This window comes from Variovorax sp. YR750 (assembly GCF_900109805.1).
Classification (GTDB): domain Bacteria; phylum Pseudomonadota; class Gammaproteobacteria; order Burkholderiales; family Burkholderiaceae_C; genus Variovorax; species Variovorax gossypii.
On the sequence record NZ_FOBJ01000007.1, the window covers coordinates 61,219 to 83,271 of the forward strand.

A 22,053-nucleotide genomic window follows, 5' to 3' on the forward strand; every position below is an offset into this window, starting at 1 on the left:
GCCGCATAAAAGAAGAGCTCTCCGTCAGTGATTGGAGCCTGCCCACCAGGGCAACTCGAAACCCGCTTCGGCGGGTATTTTTTGCCGGATCGCAACGCGGCCCGGACTTGCGCCCGGGCCGGCCGCCTTCAGCTTGCCGAAGTCAGGCCCGGCTTGCGGCTTCCGTCCAGCGAATACAGCTGGGGCCGGTCGTCCGCGGTGCCTTCCGCCACAACCCCGTGCGCCGCCGCGCCCTGCGGCTGGCGATAGAGCTCGTTCTCAAGACGCCTGACGCGTTCGGCGTACATGCGGGCAAGCGCGCTGTGATGCTCTGCCGCGGCCTGATGCTCGATGCGCGCCATCTGAGCCTCTTCAAGGAGGGCCGCCGCGCGCCGGAGGTACGCGGTGTGATTCGGGCGAAACAGGAAGTCGAACGTCATTTCAGGCTCCTTGCCGCAACGAACTGCGGTGCAAGCCATGTTCCTCCGCGAGCGCCGCCAAGTCTGTCGGAACACGCCTACCCTCGGGCTACCCTTTTTCCTATTGACCCGCCCTTACCACAAAGCCGTGACAGGTTTTCCCGTTCCGATGGGGACAATGCTGTGGAAAACCGTGTGCGCATCGCTCGGAAGCCTTGCCTGGCGTGGCCTGCAACGCAATGCCCGCGAAAGAGGCAGCGCTGAAAAAATTTTCTTCTCTTGAAGAAATCGATGTTGCGGCGCTACCCCAGGTCCGAACGCTTGCAGTCGAAGACGATGCCCGGCTCGACGCCGCGCAGCACCGGCACCTTGCCCACGAAGGCCACCCCGGCACTGATCAGGCGCCACTCGCCGCTCTTGAACAGCTTGAAGAGGCTCGTGACCTCGCTGCCCGCCGCGGGAACGGCATTGAACACGTAGACAGGCTCGCCGCCCTGGGTCTCGTCCATGCTCAGCAGCTCGGCCCGCATCTTGCCCATGGTGTCGGCGTCCTTCGTTCTGTGGCGGACGACGTCCATGTTGACGGTGCGAGCGTGTTCGTCGATGGCGATGCGGCGGATCCAGGGAGCGCCCCCCGCATTGCCCGGGGCCGGAACGCAGGAGATCGTTCCGGCGACGGCAGCCCCGGCTGCCGCGGAAGCAAGGAAGACGGGAAGGATGAGTCGGATGAACTTGGCTTTCATGCTCGGCACGGTTTGGAGTCGGTCGGCTTGCGCGGCGATGCAGGTGCTACCGGAGATCCGGTGAAAACGCTTCAGTTTCGCCGAAGCCCGCACCTTGCCGCCGACCTATTCTGACGGCATGCCGGCTCGGAAGTAGCATGCCGCCATGTGGAAGCCCGCTCAACCCATCATCGTCGCCGGGACCGCCCTGACGGATCAGGAAGCCTGGTGGTACGAATTCAAGGATGCGTTCCACGAACTGTTCGCCGGCGAGATCGACGAAGAGTGGCTCGACGGCCTGACTGCGACGCTCTACCAAGTCCACATGGACCACGACCCGCGCGATGCGGCCGCGGTGGCGTACGCGACGCTCACCTATGAAGTGCCTGGCAACGAGCCCGAAGAACCCTTCACACCTCCGCCGGGACGCCCAGGATTGCCTTGAGCCGCATCATCTGCCGGCTCCGCCCTCTTTCCATTGGCGACCGCATCGTCATCGCATCGATGCCATCTCGCCATCCGAACCATCCATCGAGCCGCTATTGGCGAACCAGCGAAAAATGTGGGAGCGGTAGTCGCTGGTTGTCCTCATGTACAGGAACCCGGAAGCCGCAACGCCCAGATCGTTGACCGGAATTCCGGCATCCCGGAGAGCGGTCAGTTCCGCGTCGGACGGAATGTCGAACGGCAGCTTCAAAGTCACCGTAGCTTTGCGATGAGTGGCCTTGGCCATGGATGTTCCTCTGGACAATCTGAAGCGCCAGTAAATCCCCGCGGCCCGCTGCGCGCAATCCTGCTTTTGTGGGAGGCCGCCGGGCCAGGGAGCACATCCGAAGGGGTATCACTTCCGGCCGTGGAACGGATACGCGGGCCCGAAAATCCTGCCCCGCGGGCTTTCTCTTGACGCGAACCGCCACGCCTGTCCTACATGCCTGAGCGAATTTCGGAAGAGTGTTTTAACCGCCCGCCGGCAAGAATCTGCCGATCACTCACACCCGCGGGCAACACGATGACTATCAGGGAAATTGGCGCACGGCACGGACTCGCGCTCGAAAGAGGAAGCCGCGTGCTGTGCGAGGGAAGACCCGGCACCATAGTCGGGGCAAGCGGGCCGTTGCTTCGGGTGAAGTTCGATGGGAAGCAGATCAGCAGCCGCTGCGATCCGCTCGACGTGCAGTTGCTCCACGCGAGCATTCCGGACGTTTCGAACGTTGTGGGCCAGGGCTCTGCGGCTTCGCTGTAGTCGTTCTCGGACGAGCCCCTTCGGCTCGCATCGACGCACGATGCCGCATCAAGCCCTGGACATCCTCCGAGCAGGGACACGTGGGATTGCGCCCAACGATCCCTTCCCACACGACCTACGCCTCCGCCGATGGACCACCTCGCCGAACTACGACGCCAAGGCTTCCACCAGGCGGACGACCAACCGGATCCTGAGGGTCGCGTGCAGTTCGACAGCGACCTGTACCGCGGAATACCGGACGAGGTCACGATCCAGGTGTATGCCGTCGATCAGCAGGATCTTCAACGAGAGATCATTCCGACACTGGAAGCGGTGCTGCCACTGATCGACGAGATGGTCGCTGGGCTCGGTGAGATCGATGCCGATCTCGCGCAGATCATCCTGCTTCGCGGGCGACTCGGCCTGCACTTCTGGTCTCGTCGCATCAACAACGAGTTCACGGCTGTCTACGCGCACAGTGACGATCGCTGGGTCTTTCAAGGGTTCGGGGAGATCTTTGTCGATGACCAGGTGCGGGTCGACCTCTTGCCCAAGCGCCCAATTCGTTGAATGCCTCTGCCTAGACTCGCAATCTGCCGTCCTCAAAAAACGTCTCGATTGAGCCGTGTCAGCTCGATGGTGACGCACGAATAGCCCAGTGGGTAGCTCCCAGAAATCTGGCTAAACCATCTACAACGCCATTCTGGCCAATCGAGATCCAGCACACTTCGTGCCTGCTACAATTACGCCGCGCTCAGAACTCCTGAGCAGTGCCTGGCCAGGCAAGCTGAATCTCATGCCAGCGCGTCGAAGTCACTACGACGAGAAAAACAATATTGACTTCATGCAAAAGAATTTGCCGTAGCGTGGACCGCGTAAGAGTTCACGACCACATTCCCAAAGCCGCCCTCGAGGCGGCTTTTTCGTGGGTGCTGGCCGCGACCGCCCTCTACCAACAGATGACCGAGACGCTCTCCATCCACTGAAGAGAGAACAACTACACCTACCCACAAAATTTCGTGCTGTCGCCAGCCCAGTGCGCTGACTACGTGCACTGACCAGGGCTCATGACCATCCCGGACGCTCGCGTGGCTCCCTCGAATTCAGGAGGTCGCCTCCTTCATTTTGGGGAGGCTGACTTTTCCGCTCCGCAATAGGCTGGCACGCCACAAACATGGAGACGAGGATATGAACGCCACACGAATCCTTCTTGCCACTGCGCTCCTTGCCGGGGCAGCGCAAGCCCTCGCGGATGAAGCTGATCGAGCCTGCGGCAGCTATCGGGATCGCTTTTTTTACTACAAGGAAAACTGCCCCAGGGAGCGCACCCGCGAGGACCAAGTGGACTGTCACAACAATCGCCTGATCCCCGCACAAGAACGGCACGCCGCCTGTATTCGTGACTACAACTATCGCAAGCAAGGCATTCGCAACGAGCCACAAAGGCAGCGCCCGGAGCGCTACTGAGTGGCTACGGATGCCCTGCCTGGTAGCGTTGCGTAACAGCGAGCCCACTTCGACGGGCTTCGTCGGCTCCGCGATGGTTGCTGTGCTGGCGCCTGACTGCAGCGTGATCTGGATGTTCTTGATCACCGTGAAAGGCTTGGCGTACGGAATCAGCGTGCCGCCCACGGCGGCAGCCAGGTCGTCGATCTGCCCCTCGATGTCTGGGGCATCCACGGCCACGACGAGTTGCTGCAGCGCCCCGCGCGTAGCACCGGCGCCAAGGGTCACGCAAGACTGGTAGATGACCGTTGGGTCTTCCAGGGGTTTGGCGAGATCTTTGCCGAGGACTAGCGATCTGCCGACGAATCGCCGCTGCTTCGTTCGTCCCGCAGCGCGAACCGGTCGCGCACCCGTGTGGCAACATCCGTCGGCCGGGCACAGGCAAGACGAACCGGCGCCTCGATAGCAATCAGACGAGTACTTGAAAATGGCGCGTACCGAAGAACTTCTGACCCAGAACCGCGACCCTGTACTCGGCGAACTTTCCTGGAGAACTTCCGAATGGGTGGGCAACATCGAATTCGGTCCACACCGGGTTCGCCTGCTCATCGACCTAGATGACGAAGATCATTCCCGCGAACGCCAGATCGAATCAATCGCCTACGCCAAGGCGCTGCTGCCCAAGGTGCTGAAGAACGAAGCAGAACTCAGACGACAGGCCGCGGAAGAGATAGCGGAAGCTGCGGGATCCGAGGCGAGCGAGGAAGACCGTCGCCGGTATGCAAGCGAAGCCGAGGCCGCGGCCGCAGCGATGGAAGCGCAGGTACTCTGTATCGGCTTTCCCGAAGGCGGATACCTTGAGTGCCGCGATGCGACCCAGGCCTTCTATGGTGCCTCGACCGTCGTGATCCGGTTCGATGATGAGGGCAACTACGAGGAGGCAGAAGTAGATTTCGAATGAGCGGGCTCAGCCGTTGGGAAGATAGTAGAACTCGAAGCCGTGCTCTCGGAGATCCAGGAAGTCAGAGATCTCCCGCTCAGAGCACGGGTCTCGCGACTTCTCGATGCTGGCACTCTGCGCATCCGATTGGCGCCTCCCCCTCTCTTGGGAATACGCCTACCCAACACACGCTGACACCCCAATTCAGCGGAGATCTGGGCTCCCCTGCTTCATCCTGTTCACCATATCCGAGAAAACCAGCTGTCGCTCTCCCTCGACCATCTGGCCTCTTGTGCCAATAGGGTACTGGACACGACGGACGGGGCGGACCGTCCAGGCATCTCTGCGTTCGGGGGCGTCAGCGCTTGAGGTCACTTCCATGGCCCCTCGCCATATGCCGACCAAAGCCAAGTAGGGGAGCACGTTCCTGCAGCGCGACTGAAAATCTGGAAGTCGCTCTAGTGGAACGTTCTTGTATTCGTCGAGGAGCACGAAGTAGTTCGAACCGATCTTTAGGGAGGGCACGAACCCAAACTCAATGAACTGGCCAACAGTTGCATTCTTTGTGCCCTCGATCACTCGCCCCTTGTATCTAGCGCCGCAGCCTTCTCCGCCAGCAGTCACGACCCGGCCTTCAAGCACCTCCACAACAGCGACGACGCTCGACATGCTGTAAAGCTCCCGCAACGAAATCGAGAGCTCCGTAGACGCCCCGGCGTGTTTTGCGATGATCAGCGCAAGCAGTGCTCCCAGGAACGTCGAAGAACATGCCCCTATACTCCCGGCTTCCGTCGCTCGCAGGCATGCGGACGACGGGTGGTTTCGGGTGTAGTTTCTATCAAGAAAACTACGCCAAGGTGCCAAGTGGACAGGGGTGTGGCCGGGTGAGTTCGGGAACACGGTCGGAGTCAAAAAAGCCTTCTTTCCTCTGTAGAATCAGGCACTTAGGTCGACAACTCGTTAGAAATCAACGAGTTGCGAAATGCGGGTGTAGTTCAATGGTAGAACGGCAGCTTCCCAAGCTTCATACGAGGGTTCGATTCCCTTCACCCGCTCCAAATTCACTGGCAGTGAAGCCCTCAGCCCTGGACAGGGAAGACAAGGCTCACCAAGTGTCGGATGTCTCCGCTGGCGAACTCGCCTAGCCGACCAACATCGACACCACAACTGCAATCAGCAGCCCGACGTAAACCCTCGCATGCACGCGATCGGGAATCCGCCCTATGAACGGCGACGCCCCCCGGATCCCCGCATACGAGCCAACGACCAGGGCGAGAAACGCACGCAGATCCACGTAGCCCACATACCCGCTACCCAACGACGCCATCCCTCCCCAGGAAAGCACCGCATAGGTCGCAGTCCCCACCAACGCGACGGGCAGCGACAGCGGGCTGGCCATCGCCGTCGCGCCGGTCATGCTCACCCCTCTGCGGCGAAGAAGGGGAACCGTCATCACGCTGCCGCCCACACCCAGCAAGGCAGCGATCCAGCCGATCACGATCCCGATCAGCGCCGTCTGCGCCCGGGCGGGCTGAGCCTCCTGCGTCGGCTGCAACAGAAAGCCGGGCCGAAGCCAGCAGTCCACGACGGTCAGGCTGACATAGGCGATGAAAGCCCAGCGCAACCAACTGCCCTGCACCGCCGCCGCGGTAGCCGCGCCGAGCGCGCTTCCGATGGCGATGGAGACGACCAGCGGCTTGATGACCGCCCAGTCCAGCGAGCCCGCGCGCTGGTGCTTCGCCGTCGCCATGGCCGACCCGAAGATCATCACGCACGTCGATGTCGCGACCGCGATCTGCATCGCGTGGGATCCAACTGGCGATCCTGTTGCGCGCATGTGCGTCAGCGCCTGGTAGAGCAAAGGGACCACGACAAAGCCACCGCCGAAGCCGAAGAGCACCGTGGTCACGCCCGCGAGCACGCCGCAGGCGGCGAGCCATATATAGAGTTCCATCGAAATCCGTCCTTCCAGAGCGGCAAGGTTATGGCTCCTCGTCTTGTCCTGCATTCGGAATCCGGACAAAAATGTTCGCATTTCCGCCAACAGAGAAATGCCGATGAGAAACGTGCCGCTGGACAGCGTCGACGCCACTGAACGCGATGTGCTGGCCATCGGCACCGACTACGCGCGTGGCACGTTGCTGGAGATGCACCAGCATCGGCGAGCGCAGTTCCTCTACGGCGCAACGGGCCTCATGGAGGTGGGCACCGACGACGGCGCATGGGTCGTGCCACCGCATTGCGGGGTCTGGATACCGGCGAGCAAGCCGCATCGCGTGCGCATGGTCGGCGTCAGCACGCGCAGCCTCTACATCGAGCCGCGCGCTGCACCGCGCGATGGGCCGCGTTGCGAAGTACTGCTCGTCTCTCCCCTGCTCCGCCAGTTGCTGCTGGAGGCAACGGACGTACAGATGCTCTACGACGTGCGAGGCAGGGACGGGTTGGTCATGCGCCTCGCGCTCGCGGAGATCGCGCGTGCCGCCACGCTCCCCATCTTCGCGCCCCTTCCCAGCGACAGCACGCTTCATGCCTTGTGCGTGGAGTTCCTCTACGCACCCAACATCCGCGCAACCGCTGGCGATTGGGCGGCGACTCTGCACCGGAGCGAACGCACGTTCATACGATTCTTCCGTGCCCAGACAGGCATGGCCTTCGGCGAATGGCGCCAGCATGCCTGCCTGATATCGGCGCTCTCCAGGCTGGCCGAAGGCCAGGCGGTCACCGCCGTGGCGCTCGACCTCGGCTATGACAGTCCCGGTGCGTTCTCGACGATGTTCCGACGCCGCCTGGGCTTCAGTCCGTCCGATGTTGCACGTTCAGCGCATGGTTAGTTGCTTCGACGCCTGACCGATCGGAGCAGAGCCATCTGGCAAGACGGCCCCGGTCGCGCAGAAGCGATTCGCAAGGCCGGCTGAGTCGACGTGCACTCAGGCACGCGATGATCAGGACGGATGAACTGCGCGGCAAGCAGCATCGGCCTACAACATGCGTCCGGGCTCGCCGACCCAGCAGGCGCTCGAGGCTTCCTAGCCTGCGGGAAAGCAAGGAGATGACACATGAACATCGAGCTCATGGACACCCGCGTGCGAAATCGCCGCATCCAGGTGGGCGAAGTCGACACTTTCTATCGTGAAGCCGGCCCGGTCGACGCACCAGTCGTGCTGCTGCCGCACGGCTACCCGTGCTCGTCCTACGAGTTTCGCGAGCTCATGCCGAGGCTGGTCGATCGCTGGCGACTGGTCGCGCCCGACTACCCGGGCTGCGGCTACAGCGCCACCCCGGAAGACTTCGACTACAGCTTCGACGGCTATGCGGCCTTTCTCGACCGCTTCGTGAAGACGCTTGGCATCCGGCGCTTCGCACTCTATCTGCACGATTTCGGCTCGCCGATCGGTGCACGTCTGGCAATCGGCGCGCCCGAGCGTGTGACGGCACTCATCATCCAGAACGGCGATATCCCGTACGAAGATGCACTAGGACCGAAGTACGCCGAGATCGAGCGGACCTGGACGCTGCCCGCCGAGCAGATGCGCGCCCAACTGGCCGAAGCGATCACCGAGAACATCTTCAAGGAGGAGTTTCTCAACGCGGTGAGGCCCGAACTCGCCGAATGCATTCCGCCCGACCTGTGGAAGCTGCACTGGTCGCTGGTCACGCCACGGCGCAAGGAGATCGCAGTCGACCTGATCGCAGGGCTGAAAGAGAACCGCGCCTGGTTTCCCGAGCACCGGAAGTACCTCGCCACGCACCGTCCCCCAACGTTGATCGTGTGGGGCCCGCAGGATCACTACATGCCCGAGGAATCAGGGCGCGCATACCTTCGGGACCTGCCCGATGCCGAACTCCACTTTCTCGACGGCGGGCATTGGCTGCTGGAGACGCACCTCGACGAAGTCGTGGCGTTGATGCGGGACTTTCTCGGGCGGAGGCATGGGGGCTATTCGTGATGCTCGTCCATGGAGACCGGGTAATTGCCTGAAGGGCTGATGTCGCCCGTCAGGCAGCAGGGAGCTTCCCATCCCAAAAGAGAACAGCCCAGGGCATCCATCGCAATGCGTCGTCCAGGCGCATGCGCCCCTCCTCCATCGCCAGAGGCTCGCCAGTCAGCAAATTCTCGAACACCACAGCGCGGACATCGGCGGGAAGGCGCACGGTCGTGCCGCTCCACTTCCTGGCGTCGGGCAATGCCGGAACGACGCCATCGTCGTCCGCATCGGGGCGCGCGAGACCCACGAACAATCGGCCCACCACGACCACCAGCATCCGGCCTTCATGCCTGCGAGCAAAAGCAACGACGTGCCTCGACAGCGGCCCGTCGACCGCCAGCGGCTCGTAGCTGCCTTCGCGAAACAGCGCAGGATGCGTCTGCCGCAACGACAGCATCCGCCAGATGAACCAGAGCTTGGCGCGGCCATCGTGCGGCGCCTCGGCCATCGAGCGCACCTGCCGCGCCAAGCCCTCCTGCCCCGCTATCGCTCGCAGCTCAGCAAGCCGCTGTTGTCGCAGCGCGTAGTCCACCGGGCGCCGGTTGTCGGGGTCGACCAGGCTCAGTTCGATGAATTCGCTGCCCTGGTAGAGATCGGGCACCCCGGGCGAACCGTATTTCAGCAGCGTGAGCGTGAGGCTGTTCCAGGCGCCGAACCATGCCAGCTTGTCGGCCAGTTGCTGGATGTCCGCCAGGCACGTGCCCTCCTTCGAATCGGCCAGCAGGTCGCGCACGAAACGCTCGAGGGCGGCTTCGTATTCAGCATCGGGCTGCGACCATCGCGTGCGCAGCTTGGCTTCCCGGGCGGCCTTCTGCATGTACTGCCAGATGCGGTCGCTGTACCCAGGTGCCGCGCGAGCCTCGAGCCCGCCGAGAGGCAGGGTGCCGAGCAAGGTCTGGTACAGCAGGTACTCGTCCGTGCGCGACGGCGCCTCGCCGCCCGCCAGCTTCCTGCGCGTACCGCGACAAAGGCCGTGCCAGCGCGTGAGCGCCAGCATCCACTCGTTGGGCATCTCCGACAGCACGTCGATCCGGTTGCGCACGTCCTCCGAGCGCTTGTTGTCGTGCGTCGAGGTCGCCAGCATGGTGTGAGGCCAACGCCGTGCGCGGTCGACACTCGCCGCGTGAAAGGCCTCGACCCCGATGCCGAACAGGTCCGGCTCGCCGCCCACCTCGTTGAGCGAGCCAAGCGGAAAGTAGCGGTAGAAAGCCGTGTCCTCCACGCCCTTCGCCGCGACGGGGGCACTGAACTGCTGGAAGCGCAGCGCGAAGCGCCGCACCCGATCGCGCAGCGCCGGCGGCGCCGAAGCCACGGCTTCTGCGCGCAGCGCGCTCCGCACGAAGTCGAAGATCGACCGGTCGACATCGCTGCTCTGCCGGGCCGCCTCGTCGACGGCTGCGTCGATGAAGCGCCCGTCCTGTTCCGACGGCCCTTCGACGATGTAGGTACGGTAGACCGGCATGCACGCGGCCACATCGGCCAGCGCGTGGCGCAGCGCATTGAGCGTGTAGTCGCGCGTGCCGCGGTCGGCGCCGGCGATGCGCCGCAGCTCGGTCGACAGCAGGTTCAACTCCGATGCGAGTGCGTTGCGCATCACCTCGCGACGTCCGGCGCGCGATACCGAGGCGAAATCCGCCGCATCGCCGGTGAAGCGCTGCCACGTGTGCACGACGCTCGCCTCGGCAGCTGTATCGACCAGCACGCCGTTGGCCACATTCGCGAAGCGGTAGCCGGTGGTGCCGTGCACATGCCAGCGCTCGGGCACTTCCTCGTGGGCCCCGGCGATCTTCTCGGCCACCACGTACAGGGGCCGCACGGGTCGCCCCTGGGCGTCGCGCGCGGGCAGCACCAGTCCGGCGCGCCGTGCATAGCCTTCCTGCAGCTTGCGGAAGTAGTCGGCCGGGTCGTAGAGCCCGTCGGGGTGATCGATGCGCAAACCGTCCACCACGCCGGACGCGGCAAGGTCCAGCGCGAACGACTGCGTGGCCTCGAACACCTCGTCGCGCTCCATGCGCACGGCCGCGAGATCGTTGATGTCGAAGAAGCGCCGGTAGTTGATCTCGTCCGCCGCTACCCGCCAGTGAGCGAGCCGGTAGGCCTGCAGCTCGATCAGCCGATGCAATGCGTCGCGAGCTTCCGGCACGGCGAGGTTCAGCTCCGCCACCGACGCCGCGAGCGCCTGCGCCACCGGGGCATGGCGCCGGGCAAGCCGCGCCAGCCGGAGCTTGAGCAGTTCCTTGTCGCGCACGCGTTCCGCCTGCCCCTGCGCGGAAATCGCATCGCGCCGCGGCAGATGGCCGAAGGCCGTCGACAGGCTCGCAAGCTCTCCCGATGCGGCTGCGTCGTCGATCCGCGCCAGCGCCCGCTCGAGCACCACGGGATAGCTCTCTGGCGCCAGCGGAAACCGGTGGTCGTAATAGCCGATGGCGAAGCTGCCCGTCGCCTCCTCGAAGCGCAGGACCAGCTCGCCGTTCTCCAGCGCCTCGCCGTAGTGCGCGCCCAGCACGGGCAACAGCACCTTGCCGGTCAGCTCGACGTTGAGCGGCTGCCAGTCGATGTCGAAGTGCTGCGCGAACAGCGACGCAGGCCCGTTCTCCAGCACGTCCATCCACCAGGCGTTGTCGGCGCCGAACACGCCCATGTGGTTGGGCACCATGTCCAGCAGCTGGCCGAGGCCGTTGGCCTTCAGCGCCTCGGTGAAGCGCGCGAAGCCTTCCTCGCCGCCGAGTTCGGGGTTGATCTCTCCATGCGCGACCACGTCGTAGCCGTGCATGCTGCCGGCGCGGGCGCGCTGGATCGGCGAGCAGTACACGTGGCTCACGCCGAGCTCCGCGAGATACGGCAGCACGCGGATCGCATCGTCGAAACCGAAATCCTTGTGGAACTGCAGCCGGTAGGTGGCGCGAGGCACGCGGGTCTGCAGCCCCGGCGATGCGCCTCGCGCGCTCGATTCAGTCCGGCGCGGCCGGACGGCGCGCAAGGCTTCGCTCAATCCGCGCATGCGTTCGCCACCGGCCAGCGCCGCAACGGGCTCGGGCAGCTTGCGCCGCCAGTTCGGATGCTCGTCCACCGTGCCCGGCATGTTGGCCTGCGCCACCAGACCTGCCACGTCCTCTAGCTGCACCATCATCAGCGCCGACGGTGCGCCGGCGAGGAATGCATGCGCCGCTTCGATGATGCGCGCGGACGGCATCGCGAGCCCGGCCGCCTGCGCCACCTCTTCGCGCGACAGAAGACCCGCCTGCCGCAAGGCCTGCATCAGCGCGATGCGCTCGCGCGCCCGGTCCATCAGCTGCCTGTCGAAGATCGCCAGATCGGGAAACAGGCCCAGCGCGAGCCGCTCCCGCAGGTCGGTGGCCGTCCACCAGCCAGCGAAGGTCGCGAGGTCGTGCGTGCTGAGTGCGACGAGGGCAGCCGGCGGATAGGCGTCGGGCCGCGTGAAACCGCCGTCGCCTTGCCTCTCGAAGTACAGCAACCGGTATGACAGCACGTCGGCCTGCGTCAGCGCATCGCGCATCGCCTCTTCGACCGTTCCCAGGTCCTCGCCCACGACCATGCAGCGGTGACGCTGACTCTCGATCGCCACGATGGCCAGCATTTCATCGAGCTCATAGCCGACGTACGCTCCCTCGCGCGCGCTCAGGCTTCGCGGAATCCAGAACAGGCGCATCAGGCCCATCACGTGATCGATGCGCAACGCACCCGCGCCGCGCATGCCGGCGCGCAGCGTGTCGATGAAGAAGCGGTAGCCATCGGCGCGCAGGCGGTCGGGGCGCAGCGGCGGCAGCCCCCAGCCCTGCCCGGCGGGGTTGAACTCGTCCGGCGGTGCGCCGACGCTGGCGCCCTGCGCAAGCACCTGCTGCGCGCCCCACGCGTCCGAGCCGGCGCGATCGACCGACACCGCGAGGTCCGCGTACAGGCCGACGCCCATGCCGAGCGCGTCGCAGCGCGCGGATACGCGCGCGAGCTGCCGGTTGGCCAGCCACTGGAGGTACCGATGGAACTGCACATGCCGGGCATGGGCTATCGCAAAGGCGGTGACTTCGGCCGAGTCCGGATCGCGGTAGGCGGCCGGCCACGCATGCCAGTCCCGTGCGTCGCCTCCGGCAGCAAGAAAGTGCGCCTGCAGCGTCTCGAAGATGGCGTGCTGCCGCAGCGCCTCGCCGCGCTCCGCGACGAAGGCCAGGAACTCCCTGCCCATCTCGTCGGGTGCGCCTTCCGGCGGCAGGTGCCGCTCGCAGAAGTCGCCGTAGAGCAATTCGAGCACTTCGAGCTTTGCAGCGGCCACGCCTGGGTAGTCGACCAGCGGCGCGGCGCGCAACGCGGCAATCCGCGCCTGGAAGCCGGGCGAACGCACCCTGTCGCGGGCCGGTTCGCAATCTGCGAAGCCGTCCACCGCTTCCACGTCGATGTAGAGCACGTTGAGGTGCTGGCGCGACGAGGGACTGTACGGGCTCGCATCCGATGGCGTGCTCGCGAACAGCGCATGCAACGGGTTCAAGCCGATGATGTCGGCGCCTTGATCCGACATGCGCACAGCCAGGTCCTCGAGATCGCTGAAGTCGCCGATGCCCCAGTTCCGCGGCGAGCGCAAACCATAGAGCTGCACCGTCACGCCCCAGACGCGCCCGCCATCGCGCACGGCGGGTGGCCGGTAGCAACGGCCGGGCGATGCAAGCACCAGGGTCTCGCCGCGCAGGCCCTCGATGCGCAGCCGGTGGTAGCCCGCCTCGAGAGCGACCGGCATCTGCAGAACTCTCTCGCACAGGCAAGCACCGTCGATGTCGATGCGGTCGATCTCGGGAAAGACTTCCGCATCGGCTTCGCCCTGCAGTTCCCGCCCCTGTTCGTCGTCGAGCTGCCATCGGATCCGGCGCATGGACACCGGCAGGCGCAACTGCACCGACCAAGCAGGGCGCCCGGCCTGCACGGCCCGCACCGGCGGCAAGGCCTCTGCCCAACGCGCACGGCGGGCGGCCTCGAGCGCCCTGCCCGCCGAACCCGGGCCATCGAGTTGCACGCCGAGCTCGGCCAGCAGTGCGACGAGGCTTTCGGCGGGCGCCTCGCGCCACGCGCCGAAGGCATCGAAGTAGCCGGTTGCAATACCGAAGTGCGCGCACAGCCTTCCGAGATCATCGGCAACAGGGCCGCTGCGTGCCTCATCCGTCATGCAGTGCTTCCAGTGTCACGTGCACCGCGCCGCGCGCAAGGCACAGGGCGCCCTCGCGATCGATCACCCCATCGCTGTAGATCACCTCGCCGGGTGGCGTCACGACAGCCTCCACGGGCTGCGCTCCGAAATGGGCCTGCATGTGCAAGCGCACCGAGGTGCCGCCGGCCTTGACCGGCGCCAGGTCCCACTGCACCTGGAGCATGTCGTTCTCGCACCGGTAGATGCCAGCACCCTTCGTACCACCGAGCCTCGGCACGATCAGACGATGGCGCAAGTCCAGCAGCAGCTGCACCTCGCTGAGCCGCGAGAAATGCGGACGTGCCCCGCGCTCGCGCCAGCGCAACTTCGAGGCAAGGAAGGTTTCTTCGGCATTCGGGTCCGGAATGCGCGCCCGAACGGCTTCGTCCGCGAACGCCGCAAAGCCGCCGAACTCCGCGCGCCGGCCTTCGGACACCGCCGCTGCCAGATCCGGTCCGAAATCGCAGAAATACAGAAACGGCGAAGAAGCCGCGAACTCGTCGCCCATGAAGAGCATCGGCACATGCGGCGACAGCAGCAGGCAGGCCAGCGCCGCACGCACCAGCACCGGATCGCCGAGCGCGTGGATGCGCTCGCCGAAGGCGCGGTTGCCGACCTGATCGTGCGTCTGCAGGAAGGAGACGAAGGCCTGCGCCGGTAACCGTACGCTCGGCTCGCCGCGCCGCTGCCCCTGCCGGAACACCGACGGCTGCCCCTGGTAGATGAAGCCCTCCGCCAGCGCGCAGGCGAAGCGACGCACCGGGTCGTCCGCGTAGTCGGCGTAGTAGCCGTCGCGCTCGCCGGCGGCCAGCACATGCACCGCATGGTGCAGGTCGTCGTTCCACTGCGCCGTGCCGATCAGGGGCATGCCCCGGCTGTCGCGCATCAGCATCGAAGCCCGGTTGTCCTCGTTCTCCAGCACCAGATGCACGTAGCGCCCGCGCGCCGGCCCGGCATCCAGCGCCTCGCGGATCTCGCGCACGATGTGCAGCCGCGTCTCGTCGTGGATGGCATGGACGGCATCCAGGCGCAGCCCGTCGAAGCGGAACTCCTCCACCCAGTAGAGCGCGTTGTGGATGAAGAAATCGCGTACCGTGCGCGAGTCCGGCCCGTCGAAGTTGATCGCCGCGCCCCACGGCGTCTGCCGCCCGGAATTGAAGAACTCGGGGCAGTACGCATGCAGGTAGTTGCCTTCCGGCCCGAAGTGGTTGTAGACCACGTCGATCAGCACCATCAGGCCCAGCGAATGCGCCGCGTCGATCAGCGCCTTCAGTTCGTCGGGCGTGCCGTACGAAGCATCGGGCGCGAACGGCAGCACGCCGTCGTAGCCCCAGTTGCGCCGCCCCGGAAAGTCCGCGAGCGGCATGAGCTCGATGGCGGTGATGCCGAGTTCGGCAAGCTCGGCCAGCCGCTCGCGCGCCGCGCGAAAACTCCCCTCCTCGGTGAAGGTGCCCACATGCAGCTCGTAGACCACCGCCTCTTCCCAGGGACGGCCGCGCCATGCGCCGTCCGTCCACCCGAAGCGCTGCGGGTTCATGACCACGCTCGAGCCGTGCACGTCCCCGGGGTTGAAGCGCGACGCCGGATCGGGCACACGCGTACCGTCGGGCAGGCGGTAGCGGTAGCTGTCGCCGTGCCCCGCCCCTGGCACGCTCAGGCGATGCCAGCCGCGACCGTCGCGCGGCATCGGATGCGACGAGAGCTCGCCGCCCAGCGGGTGATGTTCGAGCACGACGATCTCCGCGGAAGGGGCCCAGAGCGCGAAGTCCGTGCCGTCGGCAAGCACCGTGGCACCGAACTGCATGCGATGCGCGTGCGTTTTCGTGTTCGTGCGAGCCTTCATGGCCGCACATCCGGCCGGCTCAGCACCACGAGCGAGCGGCATTGCAGGGGATAGCGGGGCTCCGGCCAGACCGGCGCCAGCGCGGCGGCATCCTCGGCGATGACGGGCGGCGAGTTGTTCGCGGTGTCGACCAGCAGCCGCCAGGCGCCGTGCGGCATCGGCGGCAGCGTGAAGGCGATCTCGTCATGGTGGGCGTTTAGCAGCACCAGGAAGTCGTCGTCGTGTTGCACTTCGCCACGCAACCCGCGGTCGGCGATGCCGCCGCCGGGGATGTACATCGCGATGCAGCGCGCGCTGGCGTCGTTCCAGTCTTCTGGCCGCATTTCCCCGCCGTCGGGCTTCAGCCAATGGACGTCGGTCACGGTCTCGCCTTCGGAAGGCTGTCCCGCGAAGAAGCTGCGGCGCCGGAACGAGGGGTGCGCGCGGCGCAGCGCCACCATGCGTTCGACGAAGGCCACGAGCGTCAGCCGCTCGGGCGTGGAAGTCCAGTCGATCCAGCCGAGTTCGTTGTCCTGGCAGTAGACGTTGTTGTTGCCCTGCTGCGTATGGCCGCGCTCGTCGCCCGCCAGCAGCATGGGCACGCCCTGCGACAGCAGCAGCATCGCCAGCAGGTTGCGCTTCTGGCGCTCGCGCAGGGCCGCCACCTCGGGGTCTTCGGTAGGCCCCTCGACGCCGCAGTTCCACGAGATGTTGTGGCTGTTGCCGTCCCGGTTGTCCTCGCCGTTGGCCTCGTTGTGCTTGTCGTTGTAGGAGACCAGGTCATGCAGGGTGAAGCCGTCGTGCGCGGTGACGAAATTGATGCTGGCGGTGGGTCGTTTGCCCGACCAGCCGTAGAGGTCCTCGGAGCCGCTGATGCGCCTGGCCACCTCGCCGAGGAGCCCGCCGTCGCCCTTCCAGAAGCCGCGCAGGCCGTCCCTGTACTGGTCGTTCCATTCGGCCCAGCCGAGCGGAAAATTGCCGACCTGGTAGCCACCGTGGCCCAGGTCCCAGGGTTCGGCGATCAGCTTCACCCGGTTGAGCGTGGGGTCCTGGCGGATCGCATCGAAGAAGCCGCCGAGGTTTTCCACCTTACCCGATTCGCGCGCCAGGGCCGAGGCCAGGTCGAAGCGGAAGCCGTCGACGTGCATCTCCTCGGCCCAGTAGCGCAGCGAGTCCATCACCAGTTGCAGCGCATGCGGATGCTCGAGATTGACGGTGTTGCCGCAGCCGGTGAAGTCGTCGTAGTAGCGGCGGTTTTCTGCATTGGCGATGTAGTACGAGGCGTTGTCCACGCCGCGCAGCGACAGCGTGGGACCGAGCTGGTTGCCCTCGCAGGTGTGGTTGTAGACGACGTCGAGGATCACCTCGATGCCCGCCGAGTGCAGCGTCTTCACCATGGTCTTGAACTCCTTGACCTTGCCCGAGGCGCTGTAGCGCATCTCGGGCGCGAAGAAGGCCAGCGTGTTGTAGCCCCAGTAGTTGCGCAGGCCGCGCTCGGCCAGGTGGCGGTCGTTGAGGAAACCGTGCACGGGCAACAGCTCGACCGTGGTCACGCCCAGCCGCTTGAGATAGTCGACCACCGGCGCGCAGCCGAGTCCGGCGTAGGTGCCGCGCAGCCCGGCCGGCACGTCGGGGTGCGTCATGGTGAAGCCGCGCACGTGCATCTCGTAGATCACCATGTCCTGCCACGGCACCGAGGGGCGGCGGTCGTCTCCCCAGGTGAAGGCGGTCTCGAGCACGCGTCCCTTGGGCATCAGCGGCGCGCTGTCGCGGCGGTCGAAGGAGAGGTCTTCGCGCTTGCTTCCGACGGTGTAGCCGTAGAGCGCGTCGCCCCAGCGCAGCTCGCCCACCAGGTCCCTGGCGTACGGGTCGATCAGCAGCTTGTGGGCGTTGAAGCGATGCCCCTCCTCGGGCTTGTAGGGCCCGTGCACGCGATAGCCATAGGCCTGACCGGGGCGCGCCTCGGGCAGGTAGCAGTGCCAGACGCCATCCGTGCGTTCGTGCACCGGGATGCGCTGGAGCTCATGGCGGCCCTGCTCGTCGAACAGACAGAGTTCGACCTTGTCCGCATGCTGCGAGAACAGGGCGAAGTTGACGCCCTCCCCGTCCCAGGTGGCGCCGCGCGGATAGGGGCGCCCGGGCCAGACGGCGCTGATCGCCGGATTGGTCTTTCGCATCATCCGGTGCGTTTCAGCGCGGGGGCCGGTCGTTGCCGAAGTGCGCGGGGCGCCCGTCGCCGACGGTGGTCACGCTTGGCGGCGGCTTGGGGGGGCTCCCGATCTGCCGCGGCCACCAGCGCTCGATCTGGGCCTTCGCCCAATCCTTGCCGGCCAGCCCGAAGGCCAGGGCCAGCGCGAACACCACGCCAGCCAGGATCACGAGGAAGCTCTCGCGCACGATGTCGCCGCCGACCTTGATCTGGTCGAGGGCGATCAGGATCACGAAGGCCATCACCGCGTACTGCGCGACCTTGCCGAAGAGCACGGCGTCCTGCATCTTCACGCTTCGGAAATAGCTGCTCACCGCCTCGCCCACGAAGCGCGCGAAGTAGGAGCCGAAGGCCAGCACCAGCAGCGCCACGAACACGTTGGGCACGAACCAGACGATGCGCCCCAGCAGGTCGGCGATGTAGCTCAACCCCATGCCGTTGAAGGCGATGAGCAGCGAGGCCAGGATCACCAGCCAGTAGGTCAGGATGCCGAACAGGCTGCTGGTGTCGCCCGCCAGTCCGCCCTGGCGCAGGAAGTTGTCGAGCCCCGCGCGCTCGGTCAGCACGTTGAAGTTGATCGCGCGCAGCGCCTTGGTCACCGTGAAGCGGGCCGCCTTGGCGACCAGCCAGCCGACGAGGACCACCACCAGCGCGATCAGCAGGCGCGGTATGAAGGCGCCGACCTGGTAGAGGATGGCGCGCAGAGGCTCCAGGTGAATGCCGAAGTTTTCCATGATCTGTCTTCCGTTGAAGGCGGCCTCGGCGGTGTCAGGCGCGGGGTGGCTGGATCAGCGCAAGCACGCCATGCAGCGGAACCTGCGCCCATTCGATGCGGTTTTCGAGCTCGTAGCGCAGCTCGTAGAGGGCCTTGTCCAGCTCGAAGAGCGCAAGCAGCTCGGCATCGAGAGGAGCGCCGTCGGGCCCTGCCAGGGCGGCGCCGTAGCCGCCCAGGAAGGCGTCTCGCGTCGCCCGCTCCCAGGCGATGGCGGGCGGCGCCAGCCGCTCGGCCTCGTCGGGGCTCTGGGCCACGCGGCGCAACGCCGACCATCGGGCATAGTTGAACGAACGCAGCATGCCCGCCACGTCGCGCAGCGGCGAGCTCTTGGTGCGGCGCTCCTCGAAGCTGCGGGCGGGCTCGCCCTCGAAGTCGATGATGACGAAGTCGTTGTCCTTCACCAGCACCTGGCCCAGGTGGAAGTCGCCGTGGTAGCGGCTCTTGATGCCGCCGCCCTCCACCGGATGGCGCGCCTCGATGGCGGCGCGCAGCGCATCGGCCGCCTCGAGCAGGCTGCGCGCGTCGGGCTGCGCGGCGGGCGGCAACAGTTCGAGGCGCTCGTGCAGCAGCGCGAGCGTGGCGGCGGCATCGTTCGCCGCATGCGTCTTGAAGCCGGCGAAGTCGGCGGCAGCCAGCGGCTCGGGGTCGAAGGCGGCCGATCCGGTGCGCGCGGCAAGCGCGCGGTGCAGTTCGGCGGTACGCCGGCCCAGCGTGGCCATGAGGGCTAGGAAGCCGCCATGCACCGAGGACACGTCGGGCTCGCCGGGCGTGGCGGGCGTGGCGCCATCGGTGGTGAGCACGTCGCGCAGGAAGCGCTCCAGGTAGCCGAGCGTGTAGTCCCAGCCGTCGCCCTGGTTGGCCATGTAGCTCTGCACCATCGCGAGCGTCATCGTGCGGCCGTCGTTGGTCATGTACTCGAGCGCGCCGAGCACCGGCACGCAATGCGGGTAGCGCGCCACCTCGGTCAGGAAGCGCCCCATCTCGAGCTCGGGGTTGATGCCCTCGCGCACATGGCGGTAGCCCTTGAGGAACAGGGTCTCGTCCAGCGTGAGCGCGGTGTTGCTGCTCGCGCCGCTCGGGCGGCCGACGGGCAGCGCGTCGATGTCGACCGCGATCTCCGCGAAGGCGGCGGTCGGCCGGAAGACCAGCTTGCCGCCCAGCGTGGACAGCTCGGCGCCCTTGGCGATGGTGCGCACCAGCGCGCGGCAGAAAGCCTCGTCGTAGAAGGCGTCGCCCATCAGGCCGACCTGCGCCTGCTGCCGCACCTTGGCGAGCGCGGCCTGCCCCACGCCGGCCATGCGCTCCTCGTCGCGTTCCTCCCAGGCCAGCGCGAGCGGCATGAAGTAGGTGGCGCCTCCCGCCGGGCCTTCGAGGTCGAGCAGGGAGAGCATCCAGCTCAGGCCGTCCACCTCCCAAACGGCATGGTCGGCCAGCCGTGCGCGCTGGATGACGGTTCCCTTGGAGGCGTACCAGCGCTGGATCTCGATGTGCCGCGGCAGCGTCTCCAGCTCGAACTGGTTGCGCATGCGCTCGGACATGCCGATGCGCCATGGCATCACGCGATCGCGGAAGAAGCTGGTCCAGCCGTCGAAGAGCACCAACGTGGGCCGCTCCTGCAGTGCCACGCCCTCCTGGTGCCAGCTCGGCGCATTGGCCTCGGCAGTGAGCCTGAACCAGTAGAAGCCGTACGAGGCCAGTGTGAGCAGGTACGGCAGCTCGCCGATGGGCGGGAACGGCGCGCGGCCCAGCATCTCGATCGGCACGAAGCCCTTGAACTCGGAAAGATCGAGCTCCACCGGCTGCGCGGCGCGCGAGAGGTTGAACACCGTGAGGATCACGTCGCCGTCGTACTCGCTCAGGTAGGCCAGGATCTTGCGGTTGCCCGGCTTCAGGAAGCGCCGCCTGCCGCGGCCGAAGGCGTGGCTGGTCTTGCGCACGGCGAGCATGCGCTTGGTCCAGTTGAGCAGCGAACTCGCGTCGCGCGCCTGCGTCTCGACATTGAGCGCCTCGTAGCCGAACAACGGGTCCATGATCGGCTGCAGGTACAGGCGCTGCGGGTCGGCGCGCGAGAAGCCGGCGTTGCGATCCGGGCTCCATTGCATGGGCGTGCGCACGCCGTTGCGGTCGCCCACGAACACGTTGTCGCCCATGCCGATCTCGTCGCCGTAGTAGATGATGGGCGAGCCCGGCATCGACAGCAGCATGCCGTTCATGAGCTTCACGCGGTCCAGGTCGTTCTCCATCAGCGGCGCCAGGCGCCGGCGGATGCCCAGGTTGATCCGCGCTCGCGTGTCGGCCGCGTACATGGTGTACATGTAGTCGCGCTCCTTGCTGGTCACCATCTCGAGCGTGAGCTCGTCGTGGTTGCGCAGGAAGATGGCCCACTGGCAGCCCTCGGGAATGTCGGGCGTCTGCGCCATGATCTCGACGATCGGGTGCCGGTCTTCCTGTGCGATGGCCATGTACATGCGCGGCATCAGCGGGAAGTGGTAGGCCATGTGGCACTCGTCCCCGTCGCCGAAATACTCGCGCACGTCCTCCGGCCACATGTTGGCTTCGGCCAGCAGGAAGCGGTTCTTGTACTCGGCGTCGATGGCCGCGCGCAGCTGCTTGATCACCGCGTGGGTCTCGGGCAGGTTCTCGTTGCTGGTGCCGTCGCGCTCCACCAGGTAGGGAATGGCGTCGAGCCGGAAGCCGTCCACGCCCATGTCGAGCCAGAAGCGCATCGTCCTGAAGATGGCCTCCAGCACCGCCGGGTTGTCGAAGTTCAGGTCGGGCTGGTGGCTGAAGAAGCGGTGCCAGAAGTACTGCTTGGCGATCGGGTCCCAGGTCCAGTTGGAGGCCTCTGTATCGGTGAAGATGATCCGCGTGCCCTGGTAGATCTGGTCGGTGTCGCTCCACACGTAGAAGTTGCGCTCCGGCGAGCCCGGCGGCGCGAGCCGCGCAGCCTTGAACCACGGGTGCTCGCTGGAGGTGTGGTTGATGACCAGTTCGGTGATCACCCGCAGGCCGCGCTTGTGCGCCTCGGCCAGCATCTCGCGGAAGTCGTCGAGGGTGCCGTACTGCGGATGCACGTTCTCGTATTCGGAGATGTCGTAGCCGTCGTCGCGCAACGGCGAGGGATAGAACGGCATCAGCCAGATGGTGTTGACGCCCAGTTCCTTCACGTAGTCGAGCTTGGCGGTGACGCCCTTGAAGTCGCCCATGCCGTCGTTGTTGGAGTCGAAGAAGGCCTTGACGTTGAGCTGGTAGATCACCGCGTCGCGATACCACAGCGGATCGTCGCTGGTGTCGATCTCGACTGTTTCGAGCGCGATGTGGGAGACGGGTGCGTTCATGGGC

Annotated in this window: 16 protein-coding genes and 1 tRNA gene; 6 read left to right on the forward strand and 11 right to left on the reverse strand. The window is 66.0% G+C overall.

Translation table 11 applies throughout. The annotated features are described in order from the left end of the window. Positions 1-128 precede the first annotated feature (128 nt). Both BMY35_RS15730 and BMY35_RS15735 read right to left on the reverse strand, forming a co-directional pair. The gene (locus BMY35_RS15730) at positions 129-419 is read right to left on the reverse strand and encodes a hypothetical protein (protein ID WP_093200639.1); all 291 of its coding nucleotides are present in this window, start codon (positions 417-419) and stop codon (positions 129-131) included. Positions 420-700: 281 nt separating this feature from the next. After that, positions 701-1,141, reverse strand: coding sequence for a hypothetical protein (locus tag BMY35_RS15735; protein ID WP_093200642.1), 441 nt, complete (start codon positions 1,139-1,141; stop codon positions 701-703). Between the two features lie 145 nt (positions 1,142-1,286). On the opposite strand from BMY35_RS15735, the gene BMY35_RS15740 reads away from it, so the two are divergent. Next, entirely contained in the window at positions 1,287-1,565 is a 279-nt protein-coding gene (locus tag BMY35_RS15740) for a hypothetical protein (protein ID WP_093200644.1), read from the forward strand. 48 nt (positions 1,566-1,613) lie between these two features. On the opposite strand, the gene BMY35_RS15745 is transcribed toward BMY35_RS15740, so the two are convergent. Further along, complete coding sequence (locus BMY35_RS15745; protein WP_093200647.1) at positions 1,614-1,853, reverse strand: hypothetical protein; 240 nt, start codon at positions 1,851-1,853, stop codon at positions 1,614-1,616. 639 nt (positions 1,854-2,492) lie between these two features. Here BMY35_RS15745 and BMY35_RS15750 point away from each other — a divergent pair. Continuing rightward, positions 2,493-2,912, forward strand: coding sequence for a hypothetical protein (locus BMY35_RS15750; protein WP_093200649.1), 420 nt, complete (start codon positions 2,493-2,495; stop codon positions 2,910-2,912). A gap of 495 nt (positions 2,913-3,407) precedes the next feature. Here BMY35_RS15750 and BMY35_RS15755 read toward each other — a convergent pair whose 3' ends face one another. Beyond that, the gene (locus BMY35_RS15755; RefSeq protein WP_093200651.1) at positions 3,408-4,076 is read right to left on the reverse strand and encodes a hypothetical protein; all 669 of its coding nucleotides are present in this window, start codon (positions 4,074-4,076) and stop codon (positions 3,408-3,410) included. 199 nt (positions 4,077-4,275) lie between these two features. Here BMY35_RS15755 and BMY35_RS15760 point away from each other — a divergent pair, with 199 nt between their 5' ends. Then, a complete protein-coding gene (locus BMY35_RS15760) occupies positions 4,276-4,749 on the forward strand; it encodes a hypothetical protein (RefSeq protein WP_093200654.1) in 474 nt (157 codons plus the stop codon). A 183-nt stretch (positions 4,750-4,932) separates the two neighbouring features. Here BMY35_RS15760 and BMY35_RS15765 read toward each other — a convergent pair whose 3' ends face one another. Next, positions 4,933-5,397 (reverse strand): hypothetical protein, encoded by a 465-nt coding sequence (locus tag BMY35_RS15765; RefSeq protein ID WP_143080692.1) that lies wholly within the window; start codon positions 5,395-5,397, stop codon positions 4,933-4,935. Between the two features lie 315 nt (positions 5,398-5,712). On the opposite strand from BMY35_RS15765, the gene BMY35_RS15770 reads away from it, so the two are divergent. After that, a tRNA-Gly gene (locus BMY35_RS15770) sits at positions 5,713-5,786 on the forward strand. Between the two features lie 83 nt (positions 5,787-5,869). Here BMY35_RS15770 and BMY35_RS15775 read toward each other — a convergent pair. Continuing rightward, positions 5,870-6,682 carry a sulfite exporter TauE/SafE family protein gene (locus BMY35_RS15775; RefSeq protein WP_093200659.1) on the reverse strand — a complete coding sequence of 271 codons (813 nt, stop codon included), beginning with the start codon at positions 6,680-6,682 and terminating at the stop codon, positions 5,870-5,872. Positions 6,683-6,785: 103 nt separating this feature from the next. Between BMY35_RS15775 and BMY35_RS15780 the strand changes: the two genes are divergently transcribed. Both BMY35_RS15780 and BMY35_RS15785 read left to right on the forward strand, forming a co-directional pair. After that, on the forward strand, positions 6,786-7,559 hold the full coding sequence (locus BMY35_RS15780; RefSeq protein WP_093200661.1) for an AraC family transcriptional regulator: 774 nt from the start codon (positions 6,786-6,788) through the stop codon (positions 7,557-7,559). 240 nt (positions 7,560-7,799) lie between these two features. Then, complete coding sequence (locus BMY35_RS15785) at positions 7,800-8,675, forward strand: alpha/beta fold hydrolase (RefSeq protein WP_093201332.1); 876 nt, start codon at positions 7,800-7,802, stop codon at positions 8,673-8,675. A 49-nt stretch (positions 8,676-8,724) separates the two neighbouring features. Here the strand turns inward: BMY35_RS15785 and BMY35_RS15790 are convergent, their stop codons facing one another. From BMY35_RS15790 to treS, 5 genes are read right to left on the reverse strand one after another with little or no spacing between them, the layout of a single operon-like run. Further along, entirely contained in the window at positions 8,725-13,884 is a 5,160-nt protein-coding gene (locus tag BMY35_RS15790; RefSeq protein ID WP_093200664.1) for a malto-oligosyltrehalose synthase, read from the reverse strand. After that, positions 13,874-15,748, reverse strand: a complete 1,875-nt coding sequence (treZ, locus tag BMY35_RS15795; RefSeq protein ID WP_093200666.1) for a malto-oligosyltrehalose trehalohydrolase — start codon at positions 15,746-15,748, stop codon at positions 13,874-13,876. The genes BMY35_RS15790 and treZ overlap by 11 nt, the downstream gene beginning before the upstream one ends. After that, positions 15,745-17,907: a glycogen debranching protein GlgX gene (gene glgX / locus BMY35_RS15800; protein ID WP_093200669.1), complete on the reverse strand. Its 2,163-nt coding sequence runs from the start codon at positions 17,905-17,907 to the stop codon at positions 15,745-15,747. Before glgX ends, treZ begins: the two co-directional genes overlap by 4 nt. A 10-nt stretch (positions 17,908-17,917) precedes the next feature. Then, entirely contained in the window at positions 17,918-18,670 is a 753-nt protein-coding gene (locus BMY35_RS15805; protein WP_093200676.1) for a mechanosensitive ion channel family protein, read from the reverse strand. 34 nt (positions 18,671-18,704) lie between these two features. After that, a complete protein-coding gene (treS, locus tag BMY35_RS15810) occupies positions 18,705-22,049 on the reverse strand; it encodes a maltose alpha-D-glucosyltransferase (RefSeq protein ID WP_093200678.1) in 3,345 nt (1,114 codons plus the stop codon). Positions 22,050-22,053 lie beyond the last annotated feature (4 nt).